This is a genomic window from Vibrio sp. D420a, assembly GCF_030248625.1.
GTDB lineage: Bacteria > Pseudomonadota > Gammaproteobacteria > Enterobacterales > Vibrionaceae > Vibrio > Vibrio fortis_A.
This window is the reverse complement of record NZ_JAHGAN010000009.1, coordinates 25,871-45,909: the sequence shown is the minus strand read 5'-3', so window position 1 is coordinate 45,909 and position 20,039 is coordinate 25,871. Positions and strand designations below refer to the sequence as shown.

Annotated in this window: 25 protein-coding genes; 11 read left to right on the top strand and 14 right to left on the bottom strand. The window is 46.0% G+C overall.

Features of this window, described 5'->3' with window-relative positions; all coding sequences use genetic code 11:
- Positions 1 to 54: 54 nt before the first annotated feature.
- Entirely contained in the window at positions 55 to 1,653 is a 1,599-nt protein-coding gene (gene thiP / locus KI743_RS09030; RefSeq protein WP_285466072.1) for a thiamine/thiamine pyrophosphate ABC transporter permease ThiP, read from the top strand.
- Positions 1,653 to 2,357 (top strand): thiamine ABC transporter ATP-binding protein, encoded by a 705-nt coding sequence (gene thiQ, locus KI743_RS09025; protein WP_285466071.1) that lies wholly within the window; start codon positions 1,653 to 1,655, stop codon positions 2,355 to 2,357. Before thiP ends, thiQ begins: the two co-directional genes overlap by 1 nt.
- Positions 2,358 to 2,461: 104 nt before the next feature.
- Here the strand turns inward: thiQ and yjgA are convergent, their stop codons facing one another.
- A complete protein-coding gene (gene yjgA / locus KI743_RS09020) occupies positions 2,462 to 2,989 on the bottom strand; it encodes a ribosome biogenesis factor YjgA (protein WP_285466070.1) in 528 nt (175 codons plus the stop codon).
- A gap of 118 nt (positions 2,990 to 3,107) precedes the next feature.
- On the opposite strand from yjgA, the gene pmbA reads away from it, so the two are divergent.
- On the top strand, positions 3,108 to 4,451 hold the full coding sequence (gene pmbA / locus KI743_RS09015) for a metalloprotease PmbA (RefSeq protein WP_285466068.1): 1,344 nt from the start codon (positions 3,108 to 3,110) through the stop codon (positions 4,449 to 4,451).
- Between the two features lie 91 nt (positions 4,452 to 4,542).
- Here the strand turns inward: pmbA and mgtE are convergent, their stop codons facing one another.
- The 12 genes from mgtE to KI743_RS08955 all read right to left on the bottom strand — a co-directional run bounded on the left by mgtE (position 4,543) and on the right by KI743_RS08955 (position 13,794).
- Entirely contained in the window at positions 4,543 to 5,898 is a 1,356-nt protein-coding gene (gene mgtE / locus KI743_RS09010) for a magnesium transporter (RefSeq protein ID WP_032553276.1), read from the bottom strand.
- A gap of 150 nt (positions 5,899 to 6,048) precedes the next feature.
- Positions 6,049 to 6,324 (bottom strand): HPr family phosphocarrier protein, encoded by a 276-nt coding sequence (locus KI743_RS09005; protein WP_150893324.1) that lies wholly within the window; start codon positions 6,322 to 6,324, stop codon positions 6,049 to 6,051.
- A gap of 3 nt (positions 6,325 to 6,327) precedes the next feature.
- A complete protein-coding gene (gene rapZ, locus KI743_RS09000) occupies positions 6,328 to 7,197 on the bottom strand; it encodes an RNase adapter RapZ (RefSeq protein ID WP_285466066.1) in 870 nt (289 codons plus the stop codon).
- A gap of 1 nt (position 7,198) precedes the next feature.
- Positions 7,199 to 7,660 carry a PTS IIA-like nitrogen regulatory protein PtsN gene (ptsN, locus tag KI743_RS08995; protein WP_032553273.1) on the bottom strand — a complete coding sequence of 154 codons (462 nt, stop codon included), beginning with the start codon at positions 7,658 to 7,660 and terminating at the stop codon, positions 7,199 to 7,201.
- 1 nt (position 7,661) lies between these two features.
- Complete coding sequence (gene hpf, locus KI743_RS08990) at positions 7,662 to 7,949, bottom strand: ribosome hibernation promoting factor (protein WP_032553272.1); 288 nt, start codon at positions 7,947 to 7,949, stop codon at positions 7,662 to 7,664.
- Between the two features lie 24 nt (positions 7,950 to 7,973).
- On the bottom strand, positions 7,974 to 9,440 hold the full coding sequence (locus KI743_RS08985; protein WP_150869338.1) for an RNA polymerase factor sigma-54: 1,467 nt from the start codon (positions 9,438 to 9,440) through the stop codon (positions 7,974 to 7,976).
- Between the two features lie 54 nt (positions 9,441 to 9,494).
- Positions 9,495 to 10,220, bottom strand: coding sequence for an LPS export ABC transporter ATP-binding protein (gene lptB / locus KI743_RS08980; RefSeq protein WP_032553270.1), 726 nt, complete (start codon positions 10,218 to 10,220; stop codon positions 9,495 to 9,497).
- 2 nt (positions 10,221 to 10,222) lie between these two features.
- Positions 10,223 to 10,717: a lipopolysaccharide transport periplasmic protein LptA gene (gene lptA / locus KI743_RS08975; protein WP_032553269.1), complete on the bottom strand. Its 495-nt coding sequence runs from the start codon at positions 10,715 to 10,717 to the stop codon at positions 10,223 to 10,225.
- On the bottom strand, positions 10,698 to 11,261 hold the full coding sequence (gene lptC / locus KI743_RS08970) for an LPS export ABC transporter periplasmic protein LptC (RefSeq protein ID WP_032553268.1): 564 nt from the start codon (positions 11,259 to 11,261) through the stop codon (positions 10,698 to 10,700). The genes lptA and lptC overlap by 20 nt, the downstream gene beginning before the upstream one ends.
- Positions 11,258 to 11,815 carry a 3-deoxy-manno-octulosonate-8-phosphatase KdsC gene (gene kdsC, locus KI743_RS08965; protein ID WP_150869337.1) on the bottom strand — a complete coding sequence of 186 codons (558 nt, stop codon included), beginning with the start codon at positions 11,813 to 11,815 and terminating at the stop codon, positions 11,258 to 11,260. Before kdsC ends, lptC begins: the two co-directional genes overlap by 4 nt.
- Positions 11,815 to 12,786, bottom strand: a complete 972-nt coding sequence (gene kdsD / locus KI743_RS08960) for an arabinose-5-phosphate isomerase KdsD (RefSeq protein ID WP_285466065.1) — start codon at positions 12,784 to 12,786, stop codon at positions 11,815 to 11,817. Before kdsD ends, kdsC begins: the two co-directional genes overlap by 1 nt.
- A 42-nt stretch (positions 12,787 to 12,828) precedes the next feature.
- Entirely contained in the window at positions 12,829 to 13,794 is a 966-nt protein-coding gene (locus KI743_RS08955; RefSeq protein WP_032553265.1) for a calcium/sodium antiporter, read from the bottom strand.
- 264 nt (positions 13,795 to 14,058) lie between these two features.
- Between KI743_RS08955 and mlaF the strand changes: the two genes are divergently transcribed.
- The 8 genes from mlaF (at position 14,059) to KI743_RS08915 (ending at position 19,496) form a co-directional block, all read left to right on the top strand.
- Positions 14,059 to 14,853 (top strand): phospholipid ABC transporter ATP-binding protein MlaF, encoded by a 795-nt coding sequence (mlaF, locus tag KI743_RS08950; protein WP_285466064.1) that lies wholly within the window; start codon positions 14,059 to 14,061, stop codon positions 14,851 to 14,853.
- Positions 14,854 to 15,633, top strand: coding sequence for a lipid asymmetry maintenance ABC transporter permease subunit MlaE (gene mlaE, locus KI743_RS08945; RefSeq protein ID WP_285466062.1), 780 nt, complete (start codon positions 14,854 to 14,856; stop codon positions 15,631 to 15,633).
- Positions 15,634 to 15,635: 2 nt separating this feature from the next.
- On the top strand, positions 15,636 to 16,127 hold the full coding sequence (mlaD, locus tag KI743_RS08940; protein ID WP_285466061.1) for an outer membrane lipid asymmetry maintenance protein MlaD: 492 nt from the start codon (positions 15,636 to 15,638) through the stop codon (positions 16,125 to 16,127).
- 16 nt (positions 16,128 to 16,143) lie between these two features.
- Entirely contained in the window at positions 16,144 to 16,776 is a 633-nt protein-coding gene (locus tag KI743_RS08935) for an ABC transporter substrate-binding protein (RefSeq protein WP_373417827.1), read from the top strand.
- Positions 16,773 to 17,081 (top strand): lipid asymmetry maintenance protein MlaB, encoded by a 309-nt coding sequence (locus tag KI743_RS08930; protein ID WP_285466059.1) that lies wholly within the window; start codon positions 16,773 to 16,775, stop codon positions 17,079 to 17,081. The genes KI743_RS08935 and KI743_RS08930 overlap by 4 nt, the downstream gene beginning before the upstream one ends.
- Positions 17,082 to 17,094: 13 nt before the next feature.
- Complete coding sequence (gene ibaG / locus KI743_RS08925) at positions 17,095 to 17,349, top strand: BolA family iron metabolism protein IbaG (protein ID WP_032553259.1); 255 nt, start codon at positions 17,095 to 17,097, stop codon at positions 17,347 to 17,349.
- An 8-nt stretch (positions 17,350 to 17,357) separates the two neighbouring features.
- The gene (murA, locus tag KI743_RS08920) at positions 17,358 to 18,623 is read left to right on the top strand and encodes a UDP-N-acetylglucosamine 1-carboxyvinyltransferase (RefSeq protein ID WP_152469338.1); all 1,266 of its coding nucleotides are present in this window, start codon (positions 17,358 to 17,360) and stop codon (positions 18,621 to 18,623) included.
- 147 nt (positions 18,624 to 18,770) lie between these two features.
- The gene (locus KI743_RS08915; protein ID WP_032553256.1) at positions 18,771 to 19,496 is read left to right on the top strand and encodes a 1-acylglycerol-3-phosphate O-acyltransferase; all 726 of its coding nucleotides are present in this window, start codon (positions 18,771 to 18,773) and stop codon (positions 19,494 to 19,496) included.
- 75 nt (positions 19,497 to 19,571) lie between these two features.
- Here the strand turns inward: KI743_RS08915 and KI743_RS08910 are convergent, their stop codons facing one another.
- Positions 19,572 to 19,961, bottom strand: a complete 390-nt coding sequence (locus KI743_RS08910; protein WP_032553255.1) for a RidA family protein — start codon at positions 19,959 to 19,961, stop codon at positions 19,572 to 19,574.
- Between the last annotated feature and the right edge of the window lie 78 nt (positions 19,962 to 20,039).

Here is a 20,039-nt window from a genome sequence, read left to right as displayed (position 1 = left end):
GGGCATTAAGCCTCTATCCCAATTAGGGGCTAAACATCGAGACAATCACTCTTTATGTTAAAAAATACACCTAAGGTGGGTATTTGGGTCGCGTTGATCATTACCGCCTTTGTGTTTTCATCGGTAGGGGCATTGCTAAGCAATGCCCCTTCTCTTGATATCAGCCAAGTATGGTCTGATCCGTACTATTGGCACGTTACCAAATTCAGTTTCTACCAAGCGACGCTATCTATGTTATTGAGCGTTGTATTTGCAGTTCCTGTCGCTCATGCCTTATCTCGCCGCCAGTTCCCAGGGCGTTCTCTGCTGCTAAGACTGTTTGCTTCTACCTTGGTTCTGCCCGTGTTGGTCGGTGTCTTTGGTATCCTAGCTATCTATGGCAATAGTGGTTGGCTGGCAAAACTGCTTCAAGCTATTGACGTTGAGCTGCCATTCTCCATTTATGGATTGAATGGCATTTTGCTTGCGCATGTCTTTTTCAATTTACCCTATGCAAGTCGATTGTTGTTGCAAGCCTTGGACACGGTTCCGGTGGAGCAACACAAGTTATGTGCACACCTTGGAATGAGTCACTGGGATAAATTTAAGTGGGTTGAATGGCCACGTCTTAAGCAACAGCTACCGCATGTGTGTGGTTTAGTCTTTATGCTCTGCTTTACCAGTTTTGCGACTGTGATGGCATTGGGCGGCGGTCCTAAGTCGACAACTATCGAGCTTGCTATCTATCAAGCGATTAAATTTGATTTTGATCTTCAAACTGGTACTCTGTTAGCGATCTGGCAGATGCTACTGTGTGGTGTATTAGCGGTGAGTATTCAACGCCTTTCTAAGCCAGTATCCGTCAGCGTTGGTCAACTGTCTGAAGCGAAGTTTTTGGTTAAGGACACCTATAGGTCAAAAGCTTGGGACAGCTTTTGGATCATCGTAGCCTCATTACTGGTTTTACCGCCACTGTTGATGGTAATTGTGGGTGGCTTAAACAGTGAAGCGATGGCGGTGTTAACCAGTGAACCGTTTTGGTTAGCGTTGTTTAACTCATTGAAAGTAGCTCTTAGTGCGAGTGTGATTGCGCTTTTAGTTGGAGTGGCTATTTTGATGACCAGTCGAGCATGGCGCTTGCAAAACAAGACATTTCGCGCCGATAAGATTGAGCTTATTGGCACCATTATTTTGGTAACTCCCGGCTTAGTGGTGAGCACTGGAATCTTCTTGTTGCTGCGTTCAATCACTGATGTGTTTAGCTTAGCTTTTTTTGTTGTGATTGCCGTTAATAGCTTAATGGCGCTCCCGTATGTGATCAAAAATTTAGCTCAGCCGATGCTACACGTTGCCCAGCAATATCAGTATTTGTGCGCGAGTTTAGGTATGAAAGGTTGGCACCGGTTTAAGCTGGTGGAGTGGCGAGCTCTGCGTAAACCTATGGCGCAGGCCTTCTCGATAAGTTTCATGTTGTCGATGGGGGACTTGAGTGCCATTGCACTGTTTGGCAGTGCCGATTTTAGAACTATCCCTTTGTATCTATTCCAGTTACTAGGCAGTTATCAGATGGAGGCTGCCGCCGTGGTTTCAGTGAGCTTGCTGATCTTGAGCGTTGGCAGTTTTAGTTTAATTGAATTCTTATTTACTCGAACATCTAACCAGAGAGGTGCCTAATGTTAGTGATGCAAGATGTTGATTACCACTATCATCAGGAGCTGTTTCATTTTGATTTTATGGCTGAACAGGGTGATGTTGTTGCCTTGATGGGGCCGAGTGGCGCAGGGAAGTCGACCTTGCTGGCATTGATTGCGGGATTCATTGAACCGTCATCAGGAGCCATTTCGGTCTCCGGTCAATCGCTTGTTGGTTTGGATGCTTACCAGCGCCCACTTGCTATGTTATTCCAAGAGCACAATTTGTTTGCTCACCTTACGGTTAGAGAGAATATCGGCTTAGGGCTACACCCCGACCTTAAATTAACCAAAGAGCAGCAACAACAAGTACAACAAGCGGCAGAGCAGGTCGGTGTCGATCAGTATCTTGATCGATTGCCGGAGCATCTTTCTGGCGGACAGCGTCAGCGTGTCGCATTGGCTCGATGTTTTGTACAGCCACACCCCATTTGGTTGTTAGACGAGCCCTTCTCTGCGCTGGATCCTTTGTTGCGAGAAGAGATGTTAGCCTTGGTGAAGCAGCTCGCGGCTGAGCGCAATATTACAGTGATCATGGTGACTCACCATTTGGGAGATGCTCGCAGTATTGCTAATAAATTTGCCTTTGTGGCTAAAGGACAGGTGTTGGTAGCGGATGCGATATATGCGCTGACTGCGCAGCATTCACAGCCTGAATTAGCCGCCTTTGTCCGAGCCGGTGAGTAACCCCTAGTTCTAAAATACGGGTCCTAAAATGCGGTTCGGTAATAAATACGCAGATATGAAAAAGGCCTAGCAGAAGCTAGGCCTTTTTGATCGCGTGATGAGTCTTATAGCTCGTCTTGCTTAAGTTCCTTAAGAACTTGGAAGATCTCGCGGTACGCTTTCGCTGGCTTACCTGCTTTTTTCTCTTTGTTTGCTTGACGCGCCAATTGACGTAGACGCTGACGGTTTGCTTCAGGGTGCGCTTCAACAACTTCAGAGATAGCCGCATCACCGTCTTCAACAATACGGTCGCGCAATTGCTCAAGCTTGTGCAGCTCGGCTGTTGCTTGAGAGTGTTTGTTGCGAACCTTATCTAGAGCCGCTTGAATTGGCTCTGGATCTTCGTTACGCATCACTTTACCGATGTATTGCAGTTGACGACGTTTCGCTTCATTTTTAAAGCGTTGTGCATCTTTAATCGCTTCCGCCAAATCTTCAGACAGAGGAAATTTCTCTAGTACAGAAGGCTTAAGTTCTACGAGCTCTTCGCCCAACTTTTGTAGCGCTTCCATGTCCTCTTTCATTTCCGTCTTACTTACCCAGATGATTTCTTCTTCTGGTTCCCATGGGGCTTTTTGGTTTTTGCGAGCCATCTTTTCTGCCTATATCACTATCTCAATCGAATATATCCGCTATTTTAGCAAGAATCTTGGGGAGAAAGCGAAATTCTTGTTATCCTACGTAATATTGACCTTCAAAAATAGAATAGATATGGATGTAAAACAGCAAGTCGCTCAGCAACGTGTTGAGTTAGAAGCAGCAGTAGCAAAAGCGTTAGATATGGCTTCAGTCAGTGCGGATGCTGCAGAGGTGGCTATTACTAAATCAACGGGTTTGAGTGTCTCTACACGCATGTGTGAGGTTGAAAACGTTGAATTTAATAGTGATGGTGCCCTTGGTATTACTGTTTATCGCGGCCAACAAAAAGGCAGTGCATCTACATCTGATTTGAGTGAACAGGCGATTGCCCAAACCGTAGCTGCGGCTTTAGATATCGCTCAATACACATCTGAAGATCCTCACGCAGGACCTGCTCCTAAAGAGTTCATGGTAAAAGAGATTCCAGACTTGGATCTATTCCATCCTGATGAGCCAAACCCTGACTACGCAGCTGAGATCGCGATTGCGGCTGAGAAGCAAGCACTCGCGTACAGCGATAAGATCAAGCAAAGCGATGGTGCTAGCTACGATAGCCACTACGGCGTAAAGGTATATGGTAATAGTCACGGTCTGCTTGCAAGCTATGCTTCAAGCCGCCACAGCACCAGCTGTTGTGTGATTGGACAGGGCTTTAACGGTGAAATGGAGCGAGACTATAGCTACACCGTTGCACGTCACCGTGACGAGCTGTGGACGCCTGAGCGTGTTGGTCAAGAGGCGGCAGAGAAGACCATTAGTCGCTTGGATGCTAAGAAGCTACCAACAGGTCAATACCCAATCATGTTTGCAGCCGATGTCGCAACGGGCCTTATTGGACACCTCGTTATGGCGATCAGTGGTGGCAACCTTTACCGTAAAGCGTCATTCCTGTTGGATCACCTAGGCGAGAAAATCTTACCAGAATGGTTCAATATCTCTGAGCGTCCTCATATCTTACGCGGCTTAGCATCAAGCCCATTTGATAGTGAAGGTGTCTATACACAAGACCGCGAGATTATTACTGACGGTGTGCTTGCGACTTACCTGTTGACTAGCTACGCAGCTCGCAAGATGGATATGACGCCAACAGGTCATGCTGGTGGTATCCATAACTGGTTTGTACAGTCTACGGGTCAAAGCTTCGAGCAAATGCTGAAAGAGTTAGGCACAGGTTTTCTTGTGACCGAAGTGATGGGACAAGGCGTGAACACTGTGACGGGTGATTACTCTCGCGGCGCAGCTGGCTTCTGGGTTGAGAATGGTGAAATCCAATACCCAGTGTCTGAGGTGACGATTGCAGGTAATCTGAAAGATATGTTCAATCAAATTGTTGCGGTTGGTAGCGACGTAGAGACACGCTCACAGATTCAAACTGGCTCTATCCTATTAGAATCTATGAAAGTAGCGGGTGAGTAATTCAACTCTCGCAAATCTGAATAATTAAAAAGGGAGCCGCAGGCTCCCTTTTGTTATCTGTCTTCTTACTTCAAGCAAGTTATTTTTCAAACTAGATAAGTATCGTAGCTAAGCCCAAGAACACCGATAGACCAATCACGTCGGTCACGGTAGTCAACGCCATACCGCCAGCCAATGCCGGGTCGATATTCATCTTCTTCAGCATCACAGGGATGGTTACCCCGGCGATACCTGCCACGATTAGGTTGGTCATCATTGCTGCTGAGATGATCCCGCCGAGTATCCAATTGCCTTTCCAAGCAACCACAATACCGCCGATGATACATGCCCACAGAATACCGTTAAGGAAGCCGATCGCAGCTTCTTTTAGTAATAGCTCTCGCTTGTTACTGTCACCGATGTGACCAAGCGCTAGGCCGCGGATAACCAGAGCAACGGTTTGGTTACCTGCCACACCACCCATTGAAGGCACAATGGTCATCAGTACCGCAATTGCTGCCATTTGGTCGAGGGTTGCCTCAAACATATTTGATACTGATGCTGCTGCCAGTGCGGCTAACACGTTTGCACCAAGCCAGACACTACGACGACGTGCAGACTTTACAACCGGTGCGAAGGTATCTTCGTCATCGTCCATACCCGCCATACTCATCATTGAGTGCTCAGCATCTTCACGAATCACGTCAACCACGTCATCGATGGTGATACGGCCAACAAGGTGTTGGTTTTCATCAACAACCGGAGCCGATACCCAGTTACGACGTTCAAACAGGCTTGCAATGTCAGAGGCGCTGGTCTCAACAGCGATCGCTTCATCAGCGTCATCCATCACTTCAGAGACAAGGGTTTCAGGTTGCGTGGTAATCAGCGTTGTTAGAGAGAGATTGCCGATTAAGCGCTCATCTTCATCAATAACATATAGAGCATCGGTCGCATCTGGCAGTTCGCCTCGAATGCGTAAATAACGTAGAACTACGTCGACGTCGACATCACCACGAATGGTGATCACGTCGGTGTTCATCAATGCACCTGCAGAGTCCTCTGGGTAAGAAAGGGCATTCTCAACCAAGGCTCGGTCTGCTGAGTCCATCTGTGATAGAACTTCACGAGAAACGTCATCTGGCAGGCTTCGAAGTACGTAGGCGACATCATCGGTCTCCATGCCTTCGGTTGCTTCTGCGAGGGTCTCTGGTGCCATTTTTGACACCAATGCATCCTTAACGTCTTCGTTCAGCTCATCAAGAATTTCACCGTAGTCTTCAGGATCGGTAAGTTGCCAAAGTACGTCACGACTCTTGCGAGGGGAGGCTTCTAAAAGGTGTGCAATATCTTCAGGTTCCATGTCCTGAAGTTGTCGACGTACGTGAACAAATCGGCCGTTTTCAAGGGCTTCGCTGACTTCTTGGAGGGTTTGGTGAGCTTGGTCAAATTCTAATTGCTCTGCCATGTTTTCCTCCTCTTCTCATTATTCTATGGATGCTAGGAATAGTAACTTAATTCTATGACGTATTTAAATCATTAACTTATAGAGAACTAAGATTTAGGCTGGGTAGGCGTTGTATAGCGAGATAACAGTTGGGGCATTACCCCGTTCCAGTTACTCGCCCTCGTCAAATTTGTCTTCGATTAGGTGACACACGGCATCAAGTGCCTGCTGGGCATCATCGCCTTCTGCCTGAATGCGAATGTGTTGACCTTGGGCCGATTCAAGCATGAGTAACCCCATGACACTGTCTGCTGTTGCGCTTTTCTCATCTTCACTATGAATCGTCAGGGTTGCATTGAAGCTTTGGGCAAGCTCCACCAGTTTTACTGCTGCGCGAGCATGAAGCCCCAAACGGTTTTGAATGAGTACAGTGCGGGTCAATTCCATGATTTAGGCCTGTTGGTTTTTTTCTAATGAAGCGTGTCGAATTTGTACTTGGTGACCCAGTTGGTCAAAGTACTCACCAATTTTTTGAGTCAGATATACTGAGCGGTGCTTACCACCAGTACAACCAATCGCTACCGTGAGGTAACTGCGATTGTTCTTTTCTAACATCGGTAGCCATTGCTCGACAAAGCCTTGAATCTGCTGCTTCAACTCGATCACTTCCTGATGTTTCTCTAGGTAAGAGTGAATCGGAGCATCAAGTCCAGTGAGCGGTCTTAGGTCGGGTTCCCAATGCGGGTTAGGCAAGAAGCGAACATCAAACACATAGTCAGCATCGCTAGGTAAACCGTACTTAAAACCAAAGGATTGGAAAACAATGATCAGCTCTTGCTTCTCTTTGCCTTCAATTTTTAGGCGTACTTGCTCACTCAATTCATAGAGGTTGCAATCGCTACTATCGATCAAGATATCGGCTTGATCAGACAGTGGAGAAAGCAGTTGTTTCTCGAGGTCGATGGCTTGCTCTAAAGAGAGTTTGTCGTCACCTTGCGAAAGCGGGTGGATACGACGAGTCTCGCTGTAGCGCTTGAGCAGGGTTTGTTTGCTTGCATCCAAGAACAATACGCTAACATCGATATTGGCGGCATCTTCTAATTGAACCAGCGTCTCTGTGACAAGATGAGGCTCTTTAGGCAGGTTGCGTATATCGATGCTTACTGCAACGTTTTGGTTGCTCTCTTTGACTGACTCAACAAAGTTGCCGAGCAGGTTGACAGGTAAGTTATCAACGCAGTAATAACCGAGATCTTCAAGAACTCGCAAAGCGACACTTTTACCAGCTCCTGATTGACCACTAACTACGATAAGGCGCATGTTATTGCTCGCAAGTCGGCACTTGGATCATAATGTCGTAAAGCTCTTGATCGCTTTGCGCATTACGCAGTTGTTTCAGTGTTTGTTTGTCGTTGAGTCGCTCTGCCATACAAGAAAGGGTTTTTAGATGCTCTTTACATTGCTCACTAGGAACCAAAAGTGCAAATAGTAGGTCGACAGGGCGGTTATCGATTGCATCAAACTCGATAGGGTCTTGGCACTGCAATAGAACAGCGATCGCTTTGTCGCTGACATTCATACGGGCATGGGGAATAGCGATACCATTTCCGATGCCGGTACTGCCCATTTTCTCTCGGCTCAGCATGCACTCGAACAGTTCTGTTGAGTCTTGACCACAGCTCTCGGCTGCAATCTGGCTGATGATTTCTAGGGCTCTTTTTTTGCTCGTGCATTGGACTGCACTTTTGGTGCAGTCCAATGAAAGTACTTCGCTTAATTGCATGTTAGTGGCTACTTAGCTTTTCTTTGTGCTTGTTGAGTTGGCGGACGAGTTTATCAACTAATGAATCAATTGCAGCATACATATTTTCATCGGTAGCTGTCGCATGAATGTCGCCTTGATTAACATGCAGTGTTGCTTCTGCAATCTGGTTAATTTTCTCAACTTTTAATACAACTTGAACGTTATTAATGTGCTCAAAAAAGCGTTCAAGCTTTTCAAATTTGGTGTGAACATAGTCTTGCATTGAATCGGTAAGATCAACGTGATGGCCTTGAATATTGATTTGCATAGACTTTCCTTTTCAGTTGGTGCCCTACAGTAGGCGTTTACGCTGACTCGAAGGGGCAATGCCTAAAGATTCACGGTATTTTGCTATGGTTCTTCTAGCTACCTGAATTCCTTGGTCAGCCAGTAAAGCAGCAATCTTGCTATCGCTGAGCGGCTTAGCTGTGTTTTCAGCGGCCACCAGTTTCTTGATCAGAGCGCGAATTGCTGTTGATGAACATTCTCCGCCATTGTCAGTGCTGACATGACTAGAGAAGAAGTATTTCAGTTCGAAGATGCCTCGTGGTGTGTGCATGAACTTCTGTGTCGTAACACGAGAGATTGTGGATTCATGCATGTCGACTGCAAGTGCAACGTCATTTAACACCATAGGTTTCATGGCTTCTTCACCATGTTCGAAGAAATCGTGCTGATGTTCAACAATGCATCGCGCAACTTTGAGTAGCGTCTCATTTCGACTCTCTAGGCTCTTAATTAGCCATTTTGCCTCTTGCAAGTTGGAGCGAATGTATTGGTTGTCAGCACTGTTGCCTTTACTGCCTAGATCGGCGTACTGCTGGTTCACTTTCAGCTTTGGTACGCTATCTGGGTTAATGGTAACTAACCACTTACCTAGGTCTTTAAACACTGAGACATCAGGCACCACATATTCGGTTTCATCCGGAGTGATTTTGCTGCCTGGACGCGGGTCTAGTTGCTGTATAAGCTGCAGAACTTCACGTAGTTCTGCCTCTTTAAGCTTAGTCTCTTTGATGATCAGCTTGTAATCACGATTACCCAGCTGGTCGATATGGCTAGTAAGTACTAACTTAGCCTCTTTAAGCCATGGTGTATCTTCAGGGAAGGTCGCAAGTTGTAGCAGTAGACAGTCTTGCAAGTTCAGCGAGCCCACACCAAGTGGATCGAACTGTTGAATGCGTTTGCGAACGGCTTCAATCTCGTCGAGCTCAATCTCTTCGTTGTCGAAGCTCTCAAGAATGTCTTCACTTGAAACAGTGAGGTAACCGTAGTCGTCGATAGCATCAATCAGGGCTAACGCAATAGTACGGTCTGTTTCTGAAAATGGCGTCAGGTCTAATTGCCATAGCAGGTAATCTTGCAGGCTTTGGGTGGTCTCGCCTTGGTAAACTGGCATATCATCATCGATAGCAATACCTGTATTACCGGTGTTGGCACTGTAGACGTCCTCCCAAGTGGTATCGATTTCTAAGTCGTTGCCAATCTCAGATTTTTCAATCAGATCTGAGCTGTCAGGTAAGTCTGGTTCAGCAGTGGCTTCTGCTGCTTCTTTCTCGTCACGACTCGGCTTTTCTTCAGAGTTTGCAGGAGCGTCATCATTCCCTTCTTCTACATCGAGAAGTGGGTTCGATTCCAAAGCCTCTTGAATCTCTTGTTGCAAATCCAACGTAGACAACTGCAACAAACGTATCGCTTGTTGTAGCTGAGGGGTCATTGCTAATTGCTGGCCTAGCTTAAGTTGTAATGAGGGTTTCATTCAGTATTACTTACCTAGTTATTATTCTTAGAATTCTCGATACGCTCTATATAATCATAGACGGAATTGTTCGCCTAGATAAACTTGTTTCACCTGTTCGTTATTGAGAACATCCTCCGGTGAACCTTCCGCAATCAAGTGTCCTTGGCTCACAATATAAGCCTTTTCACACACGTCTAACGTCTCACGAACGTTATGGTCAGTGATCAATACACCCAGACCGCGATCGCGTAGGTGTTCAATGATTTTCTTGATATCGATAACTGAGATTGGGTCTACACCCGCGAACGGTTCATCGAGCAGAATAAACTGAGGGTTCGCAGCCAGAGCGCGAGCAATCTCAACACGACGTCGCTCACCACCAGACAGTGCCATACCGTTACTGGTACGAATGTGTTGGATATGGAACTCTTCAAGCAGGTCTTCTAGTTTATCTTGGCGCTCTTCTGGCGTTAATTCCTTACGCGTTTGCAGCACCGACATGATGTTGTCTTCAACTGAGAGCTTACGGAAGATCGACGCTTCTTGAGGTAGGTAGCCGATACCTAAACGTGAGCGGCTATGCATCGGTAGAATACTGATGTCATTATCATCGATGCTGATGGTGCCTTCATCACGCGCAACCAAACCAACGATCATGTAGAAAGAGGTGGTCTTACCGGCACCGTTAGGGCCCAGCAGGCCGACGATTTGTCCAGATTCAACTTGCAGGCTTACGTCTGTTACAACCTTACGTTTGCTGTAGGTCTTAGCCAAGTTTTGCGCTTTTAAGACTGCCATAGTTATTTGTTCACTTGTGCTGGTTGAAGAACGGTTGAAACACGCTCGTTTTTATCGCTGTCAGCAACCAGTTTTTGTGAAGAGATCTGATAGGTGATCTTAGAACCACGAATTAGGTTACCGTCTTGAGACAGTTGTGCCTCTTTGGTCATGATCAGCTTGTCTGTACTCAGCTGATAATTCAGCTCAAACGCCTGTCCGCTTAGCGTTTTACCATCGTCGGTAAGCTGTGAAAAAAGCGCTGGTTTACCAAAACCTTGAATCGCCTCGATTTCACCGCTGCTTGCATTACGCGTAACGATGATTTTGTCAGCGTTAATATTAATGCTGCCTTGCTTAAGTTTCACATCGCCTTCAAACGTCACCTTGTTGCTCTTCATATCGAGCTGTTGGCTGTCTGAATCGATGTAAACAGGCTGCTCCGTATCTGATGACAGAGCAAGGGCGTTTGGCGCTGCAAACGCGAAAGCAAGTAAACTAAGGTGTAAGAGTTTCATATCTACCTTGAACAGTTTCAAAGAGGGTTGCAGTGTTGCTATCGAAGTTGCCCTTCATAGCTTGTCCCTCAGTTTCAAATAATGGGCCGATCAGACGAACTGTACTTTCGGAATGAAAGTCTCGGCTAGTGAGCTCAACAACCAACTTATCCATAGTCATGTTGTCGAAGCTGGCTTCTGGTAATAGGTTTTTCACTATTACATTATCATAAAGTGTCAACGTTTGGTCGTCGTCGAGTACAGCACGCCTTGCGGTCATCTGCCACTCGATTGTGTGGCCATCACGAAATACCGAGAGCACCGGGTTTTCAAAAATGGTATCGCCACTTTTGGAGTAGTGTTCTAGATGACTTGATTCTATTTGATAGCTACGAATGCCTGCTTGGTCGTAGCTGATATTATCTAGATTTCTTCCGCTGAATACAGGCAATTCCAGATTAGGAGCAACCTGAATTGCGGTGCTTTGCTCTTTGTCATACAGGTAATAAGCTGACCAAGAAGCAATAAACAACAGAATTAAATAGATAATACGAGTTAAACTCATATGCTTAGACCTTTGTGCACGTCTAGCTCATCCCTTGCTTGTAAAATAAGGTCACAGACTTCACGTACCGCGCCATGACCCCCCTTGATATTGGTAACGTAGTTTGCTCGTTGAACCAGTAGTGGGTGTCCATCCGCGACACACACTTTCAATGCCACTTTTTCCATCACTGGCCAGTCAATCAGGTCATCGCCGATGTAGCCAGTATGTTCTGGAGCTATATTCAGTTTATCGCAGATATCTTGATAAGCTTTAACCTTGTCGTCTTGACCTTGATAGATCAGCTTAATACCGAGAGCTGTCATGCGGTTTTCGACAATTTGTGATTGGCGCCCGGTAATGATGGCGATTTCAATCCCTGCATTCATTAGAGATTTAACACCGTAGCCGTCGCGGGTATGAAAGGTTTTAAGCTCTTCACCTTGGTTACCCATGTAAACAAGGCCATCAGAAAACACACCATCTACATCACAGATTAGCAGCTTTATCTCTTTCGCGATCTGAAAAACGTCCGCATCTACTGAGCCATAAAGTGTTGATACTGTCTGAGTCATTACATTACTCCTGCTTTCAGTAGGTCGTGCATATTTAGCGCACCAACAAGCGCACCATCTTGGCAAAGCATTAACCCGTTGATGCTTTTTTCTTGCATTAAGTTAAGGCCTTCGACTGCCAACATGTTTGGATCAGCTACAGTTGGGTTTTGAGTCATCACATCGCCAATCTGAGTAGTGTGAATATCGATGCGTTTGTCGAGGATTCTGCGTAAATCCCCATCGGTAAAGATACCGAGCATTTTGCCTTGGTCATCAACAACAGCGGTCATGCCTAAGCCTTTCTGAGAGATCTCAAGCAGGGCGTCACGGACGAGAGCATTCGGAGATACCATAGGTAGTGCATCACCGGTATGCATAATATCTTCAAGCTTCAATAGTAGTTGTCTGCCAAGTGCACCACCTGGGTGTGACAGAGCAAAATCTTCCGCTGTAAAGCCACGCGCTTGCAGCAGAGCGACAGCCAGTGCATCACCCATAACGAGAGTCGCTGTTGTGCTACTGGTTGGCGCAAGACCAAGTGGGCACGCTTCTTCCGGTACGGTAATTTGAAGATGGATATCTGACAGGGTCGCCATGTTTGACTTTGGCTTGCCAGTCATACTGATAATCTTGATGTTCAGGCGTTTTAGCACTGGAAATAGGCTAAGAATTTCATCTGATTCACCGGAGTTAGAGATCGCAAGTACGATGTCGCCCGGTTCAACCATACCCAAATCACCATGTGCGGCTTCACCTGGGTGAACAAAAAACGCAGAGGTGCCTGTGCTCGCCAGTGTCGCAGCAATCTTATTGCCAATGTGGCCAGATTTACCCATGCCCATCACAACCACTTTGCCTTGGTTGTTGAGGATGAGGTCACACGCGCGACAGAAGTCTTCATTAAAGTACTGGTCTAGTTGATTGAGGCCAGCAACCTCAATCTCTAGTACTTGTTTCGCAACACTACGGTAATCGAATGACTGAGACATCAGATACTCCAGAGTCTTATAAAAGGAATACTTGGTTTGTGATTACGCTGACATGTTCATCAGCAGGTAGCCTTGGTATGCCAAGAAGCAAACCACAAGTGCGCCACCTTCAATGCGGTTGACGCTGCGTGACTTGCCAAGCGCCATAACAACCAATAGCAGAGAAACACCGAGCATGACCCAGAAGTCACGACCCATTGCAAATTCGCTTAGAATAGAAGGGTTTAGGATGCCAGGGATACCCATAACCGCAAGGATGTTGAATACGTTAGAGCCGATGATGTTGCCGACAGCCATATCATCTTCACCCTTCATTACGCCTGCAAGTGAAGCGGCCAATTCAGGAAGGCTCGTACCCACCGCGATAATGGTTAGACCGATAACAAGGTCACTCATACCAAAGTATTTCGCGATAACGACGGCGTTGTTCACCAACATATCCGCTGAGATAGGCAAGACAATTAGACCAACAACCACCCACATTGCGGCTTTGATGTTGCTAACACCTTCAGGAATCTCAGATTCTTGCTCTTCGATAAAGGCATCGCCGTTGCTTTTTTCGCGACGGCTAATCTGCAGCATTGCAAACAAGAATGCTGCAAACAGTACAAATAGAAGAATACCTTCGTAGAAGCCAAGGTAGCTATCCCAAAGAAGTGCACCAGCTAGTAGTGTGACACCAATCATTAACGGCAGTTCACGGCGGATCACTGCAGAACTAATTGAAAGCGGCTTGATAAGCGCAGTAATACCTAAAATCAGCGCGATGTTGGCGATGTTTGAGCCAAGCACGTTACCTACGGCGGTATCAGTTTTTCCGTCAAGTGCTGCGGTTGCAGAAACCATCATTTCAGGGGCAGAAGAACCCATTGCAAGAATCGTCATACCGATAACTAGGGGAGAGATTCCGAAGTTGCGAGCCAATGCCGCAGCACCGTAAACCAGTTTATCTGCACTCCACACCAAAAAACCTAGGCCGATAATAAGAAACGCAATCGCTTCAAGCATGATGATTCCTAAAAATTAATAAAAAATGGACAATTAACCGCTAATTTTGACGTGTTGCTAGATAAAAGGGAAGTCACGGATTCAATTAATTCTGACTAAGTTGTAAAGAAAGTGCATTTGTAGGGATATTTCTTAATACTTTCAATTCCCTGCTCGATGTTTTGATTTGCTACAATTAATCGAACAGTGCTTTTAATTCTCATTCAGACTACTTATCATGAGCACAATTATTGGCGTTTTTTAGAGCAAGGAAATAACAAAAGCATGCTAAAGAATGAGCTTGTGAAAGTTAAGAACCTCAGCTTTTCTCGAGGGGAACGAGTGATCTTCGATAATATCGATCTCGAAGTTCCTAAAGGAAAAGTGACAGCCATCATGGGACCATCAGGGATCGGTAAAACGACCTTGCTGCGCTTAATTGGTGGTCAGCTCCCTCCAGACCATGGTGAAATTTGGTTTGATGGCGAGAACATTCCTAGTTTGTCGCGCCGTAAGCTCTACCAAGCTCGTAAAAAAATGAGCATGTTGTTCCAGTCCGGGGCACTTTTTACTGATCTCAATGTCTTCGATAACGTTGCCTTTCCGCTGCGTGAGCACACTGAACTGGATGAATCGCTGATTCGTACCATTGTGCTGCTTAAACTTGAGGCCGTTGGACTGCGTGGCGCAGCACAGTTGATGCCGAGTGAACTATCTGGTGGTATGGCAAGGCGTGCGGCGTTGGCGCGAGCAATCGCTCTCGATCCCGACCTTATTATGTACGACGAACCCTTTGTGGGGCAGGACCCTATCACCATGGGTGTTCTGGTTGAACTGATTCGTAATCTTAATCAAGCGCTAGGCCTCACCTCGATTGTTGTTTCACACGATGTTCCAGAGGTGATGAGCATTGCCGATTGGGTTTACTTGCTCGCCGATGGCAAGATTATTGCGAAAGGGACACCTGAAGAGCTGCGAAAAAATGAAGATCCACGAGTACAGCAGTTCTTAAATGGTGAAGCAGATGGCCCTGTGCCGTTTCGTTTCCCAGCTCAAAGTTTAGAGAAGGATCTATTCTAGATGTTTGTAAATTATATCGCTGTAGTCGGTCGCCGAACATTAGCTATGTGCGAAGCATTTGGTCGTGCAAGCTTAATGTTGTGGGGCGCTTTCTTCGGCATTCCGCGCTTAAAAAACTTCCCGCTGTTGGTGAAGCAGTTATATAGCGTAGGGGTTCAGTCGCTGGCGATCATCGTCGTTTCTGGACTGTTTATCGGTATGGTACTCAGCCTACAAGGCTACGTGGTACTGATTGATTATGGTGCAGAAGGTAACCTCGGCCAGATGGTCGCGCTATCACTGTTACGTGAATTAGGACCAGTGGTGACAGCTCTACTTTTCGCAGGACGAGCAGGCTCTGCGTTAACGGCCGAGATTGGCTTGATGAAGGCGACCGAGCAGATCTCCAGCCTTGAAATGATGGCAGTTGATCCTCTAAAACGCGTTATCGCACCGCGACTTTGGGCTGGTCTTATTTCAATGCCACTGTTGGCCATGATTTTTATGGCGGTCGGTATTTGGGGCGGTCAACTGGTTGGTGTGGATTGGAAAGGCATCGACCACGGCAGCTTCTGGTCGGCAATGCAATCTTCAGTAGAGCTAGGTCGAGATATTGGCAACAGCATGATCAAATGCATGGTGTTTGCGATTACCGTGACTTGGATTGCTCTGTTTAATGGTTATGACGCAATACCAACCTCGGAAGGTATTAGCCGTGCAACCACGCGTACCGTGGTGCACTCTTCTCTAGCAGTACTAGGGCTAGATTTTGTTCTTACAGCATTGATGTTCGGGAATTAATCATGCAACAAACTCGAAAATTAGAATTATGGGTCGGTAGCTTTGTTATCGCGGGAATTTGCGCAATCTTAATCATGATCTTTCAAGTCGCTGACGTGAAAGGGCTAGGTTCCAACCATACTTACACACTAAAAGCGACGTTCGATAATATCGGCAGCTTGAAAGTGCGCTCTCCTGTTAAAGTGGGTGGGGTTGTTGTTGGTCGTGTAAACAGCATTCAGCTAGATGCAGAAAGCTATCTGCCTGTCGTCGAGCTATCGATTGATGCGAAATATGATCAATTCTCTGAAACGTCAAGTGCACAGATTTTGACATCAGGTTTGATTGGTGAGCAGTACATTAGCCTTGTACCAGGCTTTGTCTTTGAAGATGAAGAGATGCTGGTTGATGGTGATGTTATCGAAGACACCAAATCTGCATTAGTATTAGAAGATCTGATTGGCCAAGTGCTTTACAGCGTTGGCGGCTCTGATGAATCGACAACTGAGGAATAGATTCATGTTAAAAAGAATGTTTATGATGGTCGTAGCTATGATTTTTGCGACCAATGTTGTGGCAGAAGAGAGCATCGACCGTACACAACCTTATCAAATGATGACTCAGGTGTCTGAGGTGGCATTTAATCGTCTAAAGGCGGAGCAAGAGAACATCAAACAAGACCCTGAGTTGTTGAAGGTGATTGTTGAAGAAGAGCTGATGCCTTATGTCAACGCACAATACGCAGCGCTGAAACTATTGGGCCCAAACCTGAAAGGTGCCAAGAAAGATGACGTGCGTGTTTTCATTGGTGCGTTTCGTAAATATCTCGTTTCTTCTTACGCTCAGGTACTAACGCAATACACGGATCAAACCATTCAGTTTGGCCCAGAGCCGAAGATCAAACCTGATAGCCGTATTACCAGCATCAAGGTCGACATCATTGATTCGCCAAGACCGAACATCAAGCTTGAATTCAAGCTACGCAAAGATAAGAAAACCGGTGAGTGGAAAGCCTTTGATATGGTTGCTGAGGGAATTAGTCTACTTTCAAGTAAGCAGTCAGAATGGAACACTAAGATTCGCCAACAAGGAATTCTATCCGTTGCTAAAGAATTAGAGCAGCTAGCGGCACAACCTATTCGTTTTGAGAGCTCGAAGAAATGAGTCAAACGCAATGGAGCAAGCTTAGCTCCGTCGAGTTTCAGCTGAGTGGCGATTTAGACCGCGACAGCGTGCCTGCAATTTGGCGCACATTACAGGCATGGAAAACGACAGAATCTCGCGTGCAAGTGAACCTCAACACGGTTGAGCGCATCGATTCATCAGGAATGGTGATGCTAATTCACTTAATAGAGCATGCAAAAAATCAAAACTGTCATATAATGCTCAGTTTCGTGCCAGAACAATTACGAACGTTGTTCCAATTGAGCAATATCCAGCCAATGATGGCAGAACACTTAAAAGATTAGGCAGGAGCTATTTGTGGACAGCACAAAAGTACAAGAATTATTAGCAGAGGCACTTAACCTTCAAGAGATTATTGTGAAGGGTGAAGGCAGCCATTACGAAGTTGTTGCAGTGGATGCATGTTTTGACGGCATGAACCGTGTTAAGAAGCAGCAGCTGATCTACGGCCCACTAATGGAATACATTCAACGCAATGACATCCATGCTCTTTCTATCAAGGCATATACGCCAGAAGAGTGGGAACGTGATAAGAAACTGATGTCACTTTAAGGTTTATGATGGAAAAGTTTCGAGTTATTGGATCGGATCAGCCGTTAAACGGTGAAGTGACGATCTCTGGTGCAAAAAATGCTGCACTACCTATTTTGTTTGCTTCAATTTTGGCGGAAGAGCCAGTTGAAGTAAGTAATGTTCCTCACCTACGTGATATCGACACCACGATGGAGCTACTTAAGCGCCTAGGTGCAAAAGTGTCACGTAACGGGAGCGTACATGTCGACGGTAGCGAAATTAACGAGTTTTGCGCTCCGTACGATTTAGTAAAAACAATGCGTGCTTCAATTTGGGCTTTGGGTCCACTAGTGGCACGTTTTGGTCAAGGCCAAGTTTCACTGCCTGGTGGTTGTGCGATTGGTGCTCGTCCGGTGGATCTTCACATTCACGGTCTAGAGCAGCTAGGTGCAACAATCACTCTAGAAGACGGCTATGTGAAAGCGAATGTTGATGGTCGGCTAAAAGGCGCTCACATCGTAATGGATAAGGTTAGCGTTGGTGCAACCATCACCATTATGTGTGCAGCAACATTGGCAGAAGGTACAACAGTATTAGATAACTCAGCGCGTGAGCCTGAAATTGTCGATACTGCAGAATTCCTAAACAAGCTAGGCGCGAAGATTTCTGGCGCTGGTACGGACACCATCACAATTGAAGGTGTTGAACGCCTTGGTGGTGGTAAGCACGCTGTGGTTGCTGACCGCATTGAGACGGGCACTTTCCTAGTGGCGGCTGCTGTTTCGGGCGGTAAAGTGGTTTGTCGTAATACTAGCGCGCATCTACTTGAAGCGGCTCTTGCTAAGCTTGAAGAAGCGGGTGCTAAGATTGAAACTGGTGAAGATTGGATCAGTCTTGATATGACTGACCGTGAACTGAAAGCGGTTAAGATCGTAACAGCACCACACCCTGGCTTCCCGACTGATATGCAGGCTCAGTTTACGCTGCTAAACATGATGGCGAAGGGCAGTGGCGTGATCACTGAAACGATTTTCGAAAACCGTTTCATGCACATCCCTGAACTACAACGTATGGGCGCAAAAGCTGAGATTGAAGGTAATACTGCGATCTGTGGTGAGACTGAAAAACTGAGTGGTGCACAAGTGATGGCAACGGACCTACGTGCATCAGCAAGCTTAGTGATTGCTGGCTGTATCGCTCAAGGTGAAACCATTGTTGACCGTATTTATCACATCGATCGTGGCTACGATAAGATTGAAGATAAGTTGTCGGCACTGGGCGCTAACATCACGCGTTTTCGTGAATCGAACTAAGCCTCGATACCACGACGTATGACGAGATAATAAAAAAGAAAGTCGAAACTTTGGTTTCGGCTTTTTTATTGTATTTTGCCGCTTACGACTCTGTTACCATCATGCGTAATAAAAACAGACCTAGTTAAGCGGTTGTTGAGGAACAAAATGATAGCAATATTACGTATTTTCGCTGTAGCAATATTTGCGATTTTCATGTTTGTGTTTGGTTGTGGTTACTGCTTGTTAAGCCCACGTAATCCAAAGCACGTATTCACTTTCGGTCGCTACTTTGGCCGTATGTCAAAGATCTTCGGTATCACCCTGGACTTACGTATTCCAGAGGACGCGTACTCTCGTGGTCAACATGTCTACATTGCTAACCACCAAAACAACTGGGACCTATTTACAGTTTCTTCGGCGGTAACACCGAAAGTGGTTACTGTTGGTAAGAAGAGCCTAGCTTGGATGCCACTGTTTGGTCAGCTTTACTGGCTAACGGGCAACATCCTAATTGACCGCGCTAACCGCAGTAAAGCTGTTGGTACGATTGATCAAGTGGTTGATAACCTAAAAGGCAGTGATGTTTCGGTGTGGATGTTCCCTGAGGGAACTCGCTCTCGTGGTCGTGGTCTATTGCCGTTTAAAACCGGTGCATTCCACGCAGCAATTGGTGCTGGCTTACCAATTATCCCAATCGTATGTAGCTCGACGGGTGGAATCAAACTGAACCGTTGGAATAATGGTCATGTTATCGTGGAGATGCTACCACCAGTTAGCGTTGAAGGCTTTGATAAGTCGAATGTTCGTGAACTAGCGAATGAGTGCCGCGAGCAGATGAAAGCAAAACTGGCAGAGCTTGATGAAGAAGTAAAAGCTCTCAACAGCAAGTAATACCAATCGCTTTAGCGTTTTTCAGATATTAAAAAAGGTTGCCGCAGTGGCAACCTTTTTTGTATCTGAGCGAGACTATTTGCGAACTGCGATAGCTTCGATTTCGATACCAACATCTTTAGGAAGACGTGCTACTTCAACACATGAACGTGCAGGGTAGTTTGCTACGTCGTGCTCATCGAAGAACTTACCGTAAACTTCGTTTACTGTGCCGAAGTCGTTAAGGTCTTTAACGAATACAGTTAGCTTAACAATGTCTTTTACTGTTAGGCCAGACGCTTCAACAACGGCTTTAACGTTTTCAAGAGATTGACGAGCTTGTTCTGCGATGTCAGAAGACACTTCACCAGTAGCTGGGTTTACTGGGATCTGACCTGAAGTCAGTACCATGTTGCCTAGGTCAACGCCTTGTACATATGGGCCGATTGCTGCTGGAGCTGATTCTGTGTGAAGTACTTTAGTCATTATAGGTTCCATCATTTTATTAGATAAAAAGCGAAATTCAGTGTGCCTTCAAAGCGGCATTAGGTAAAGAATAAAATA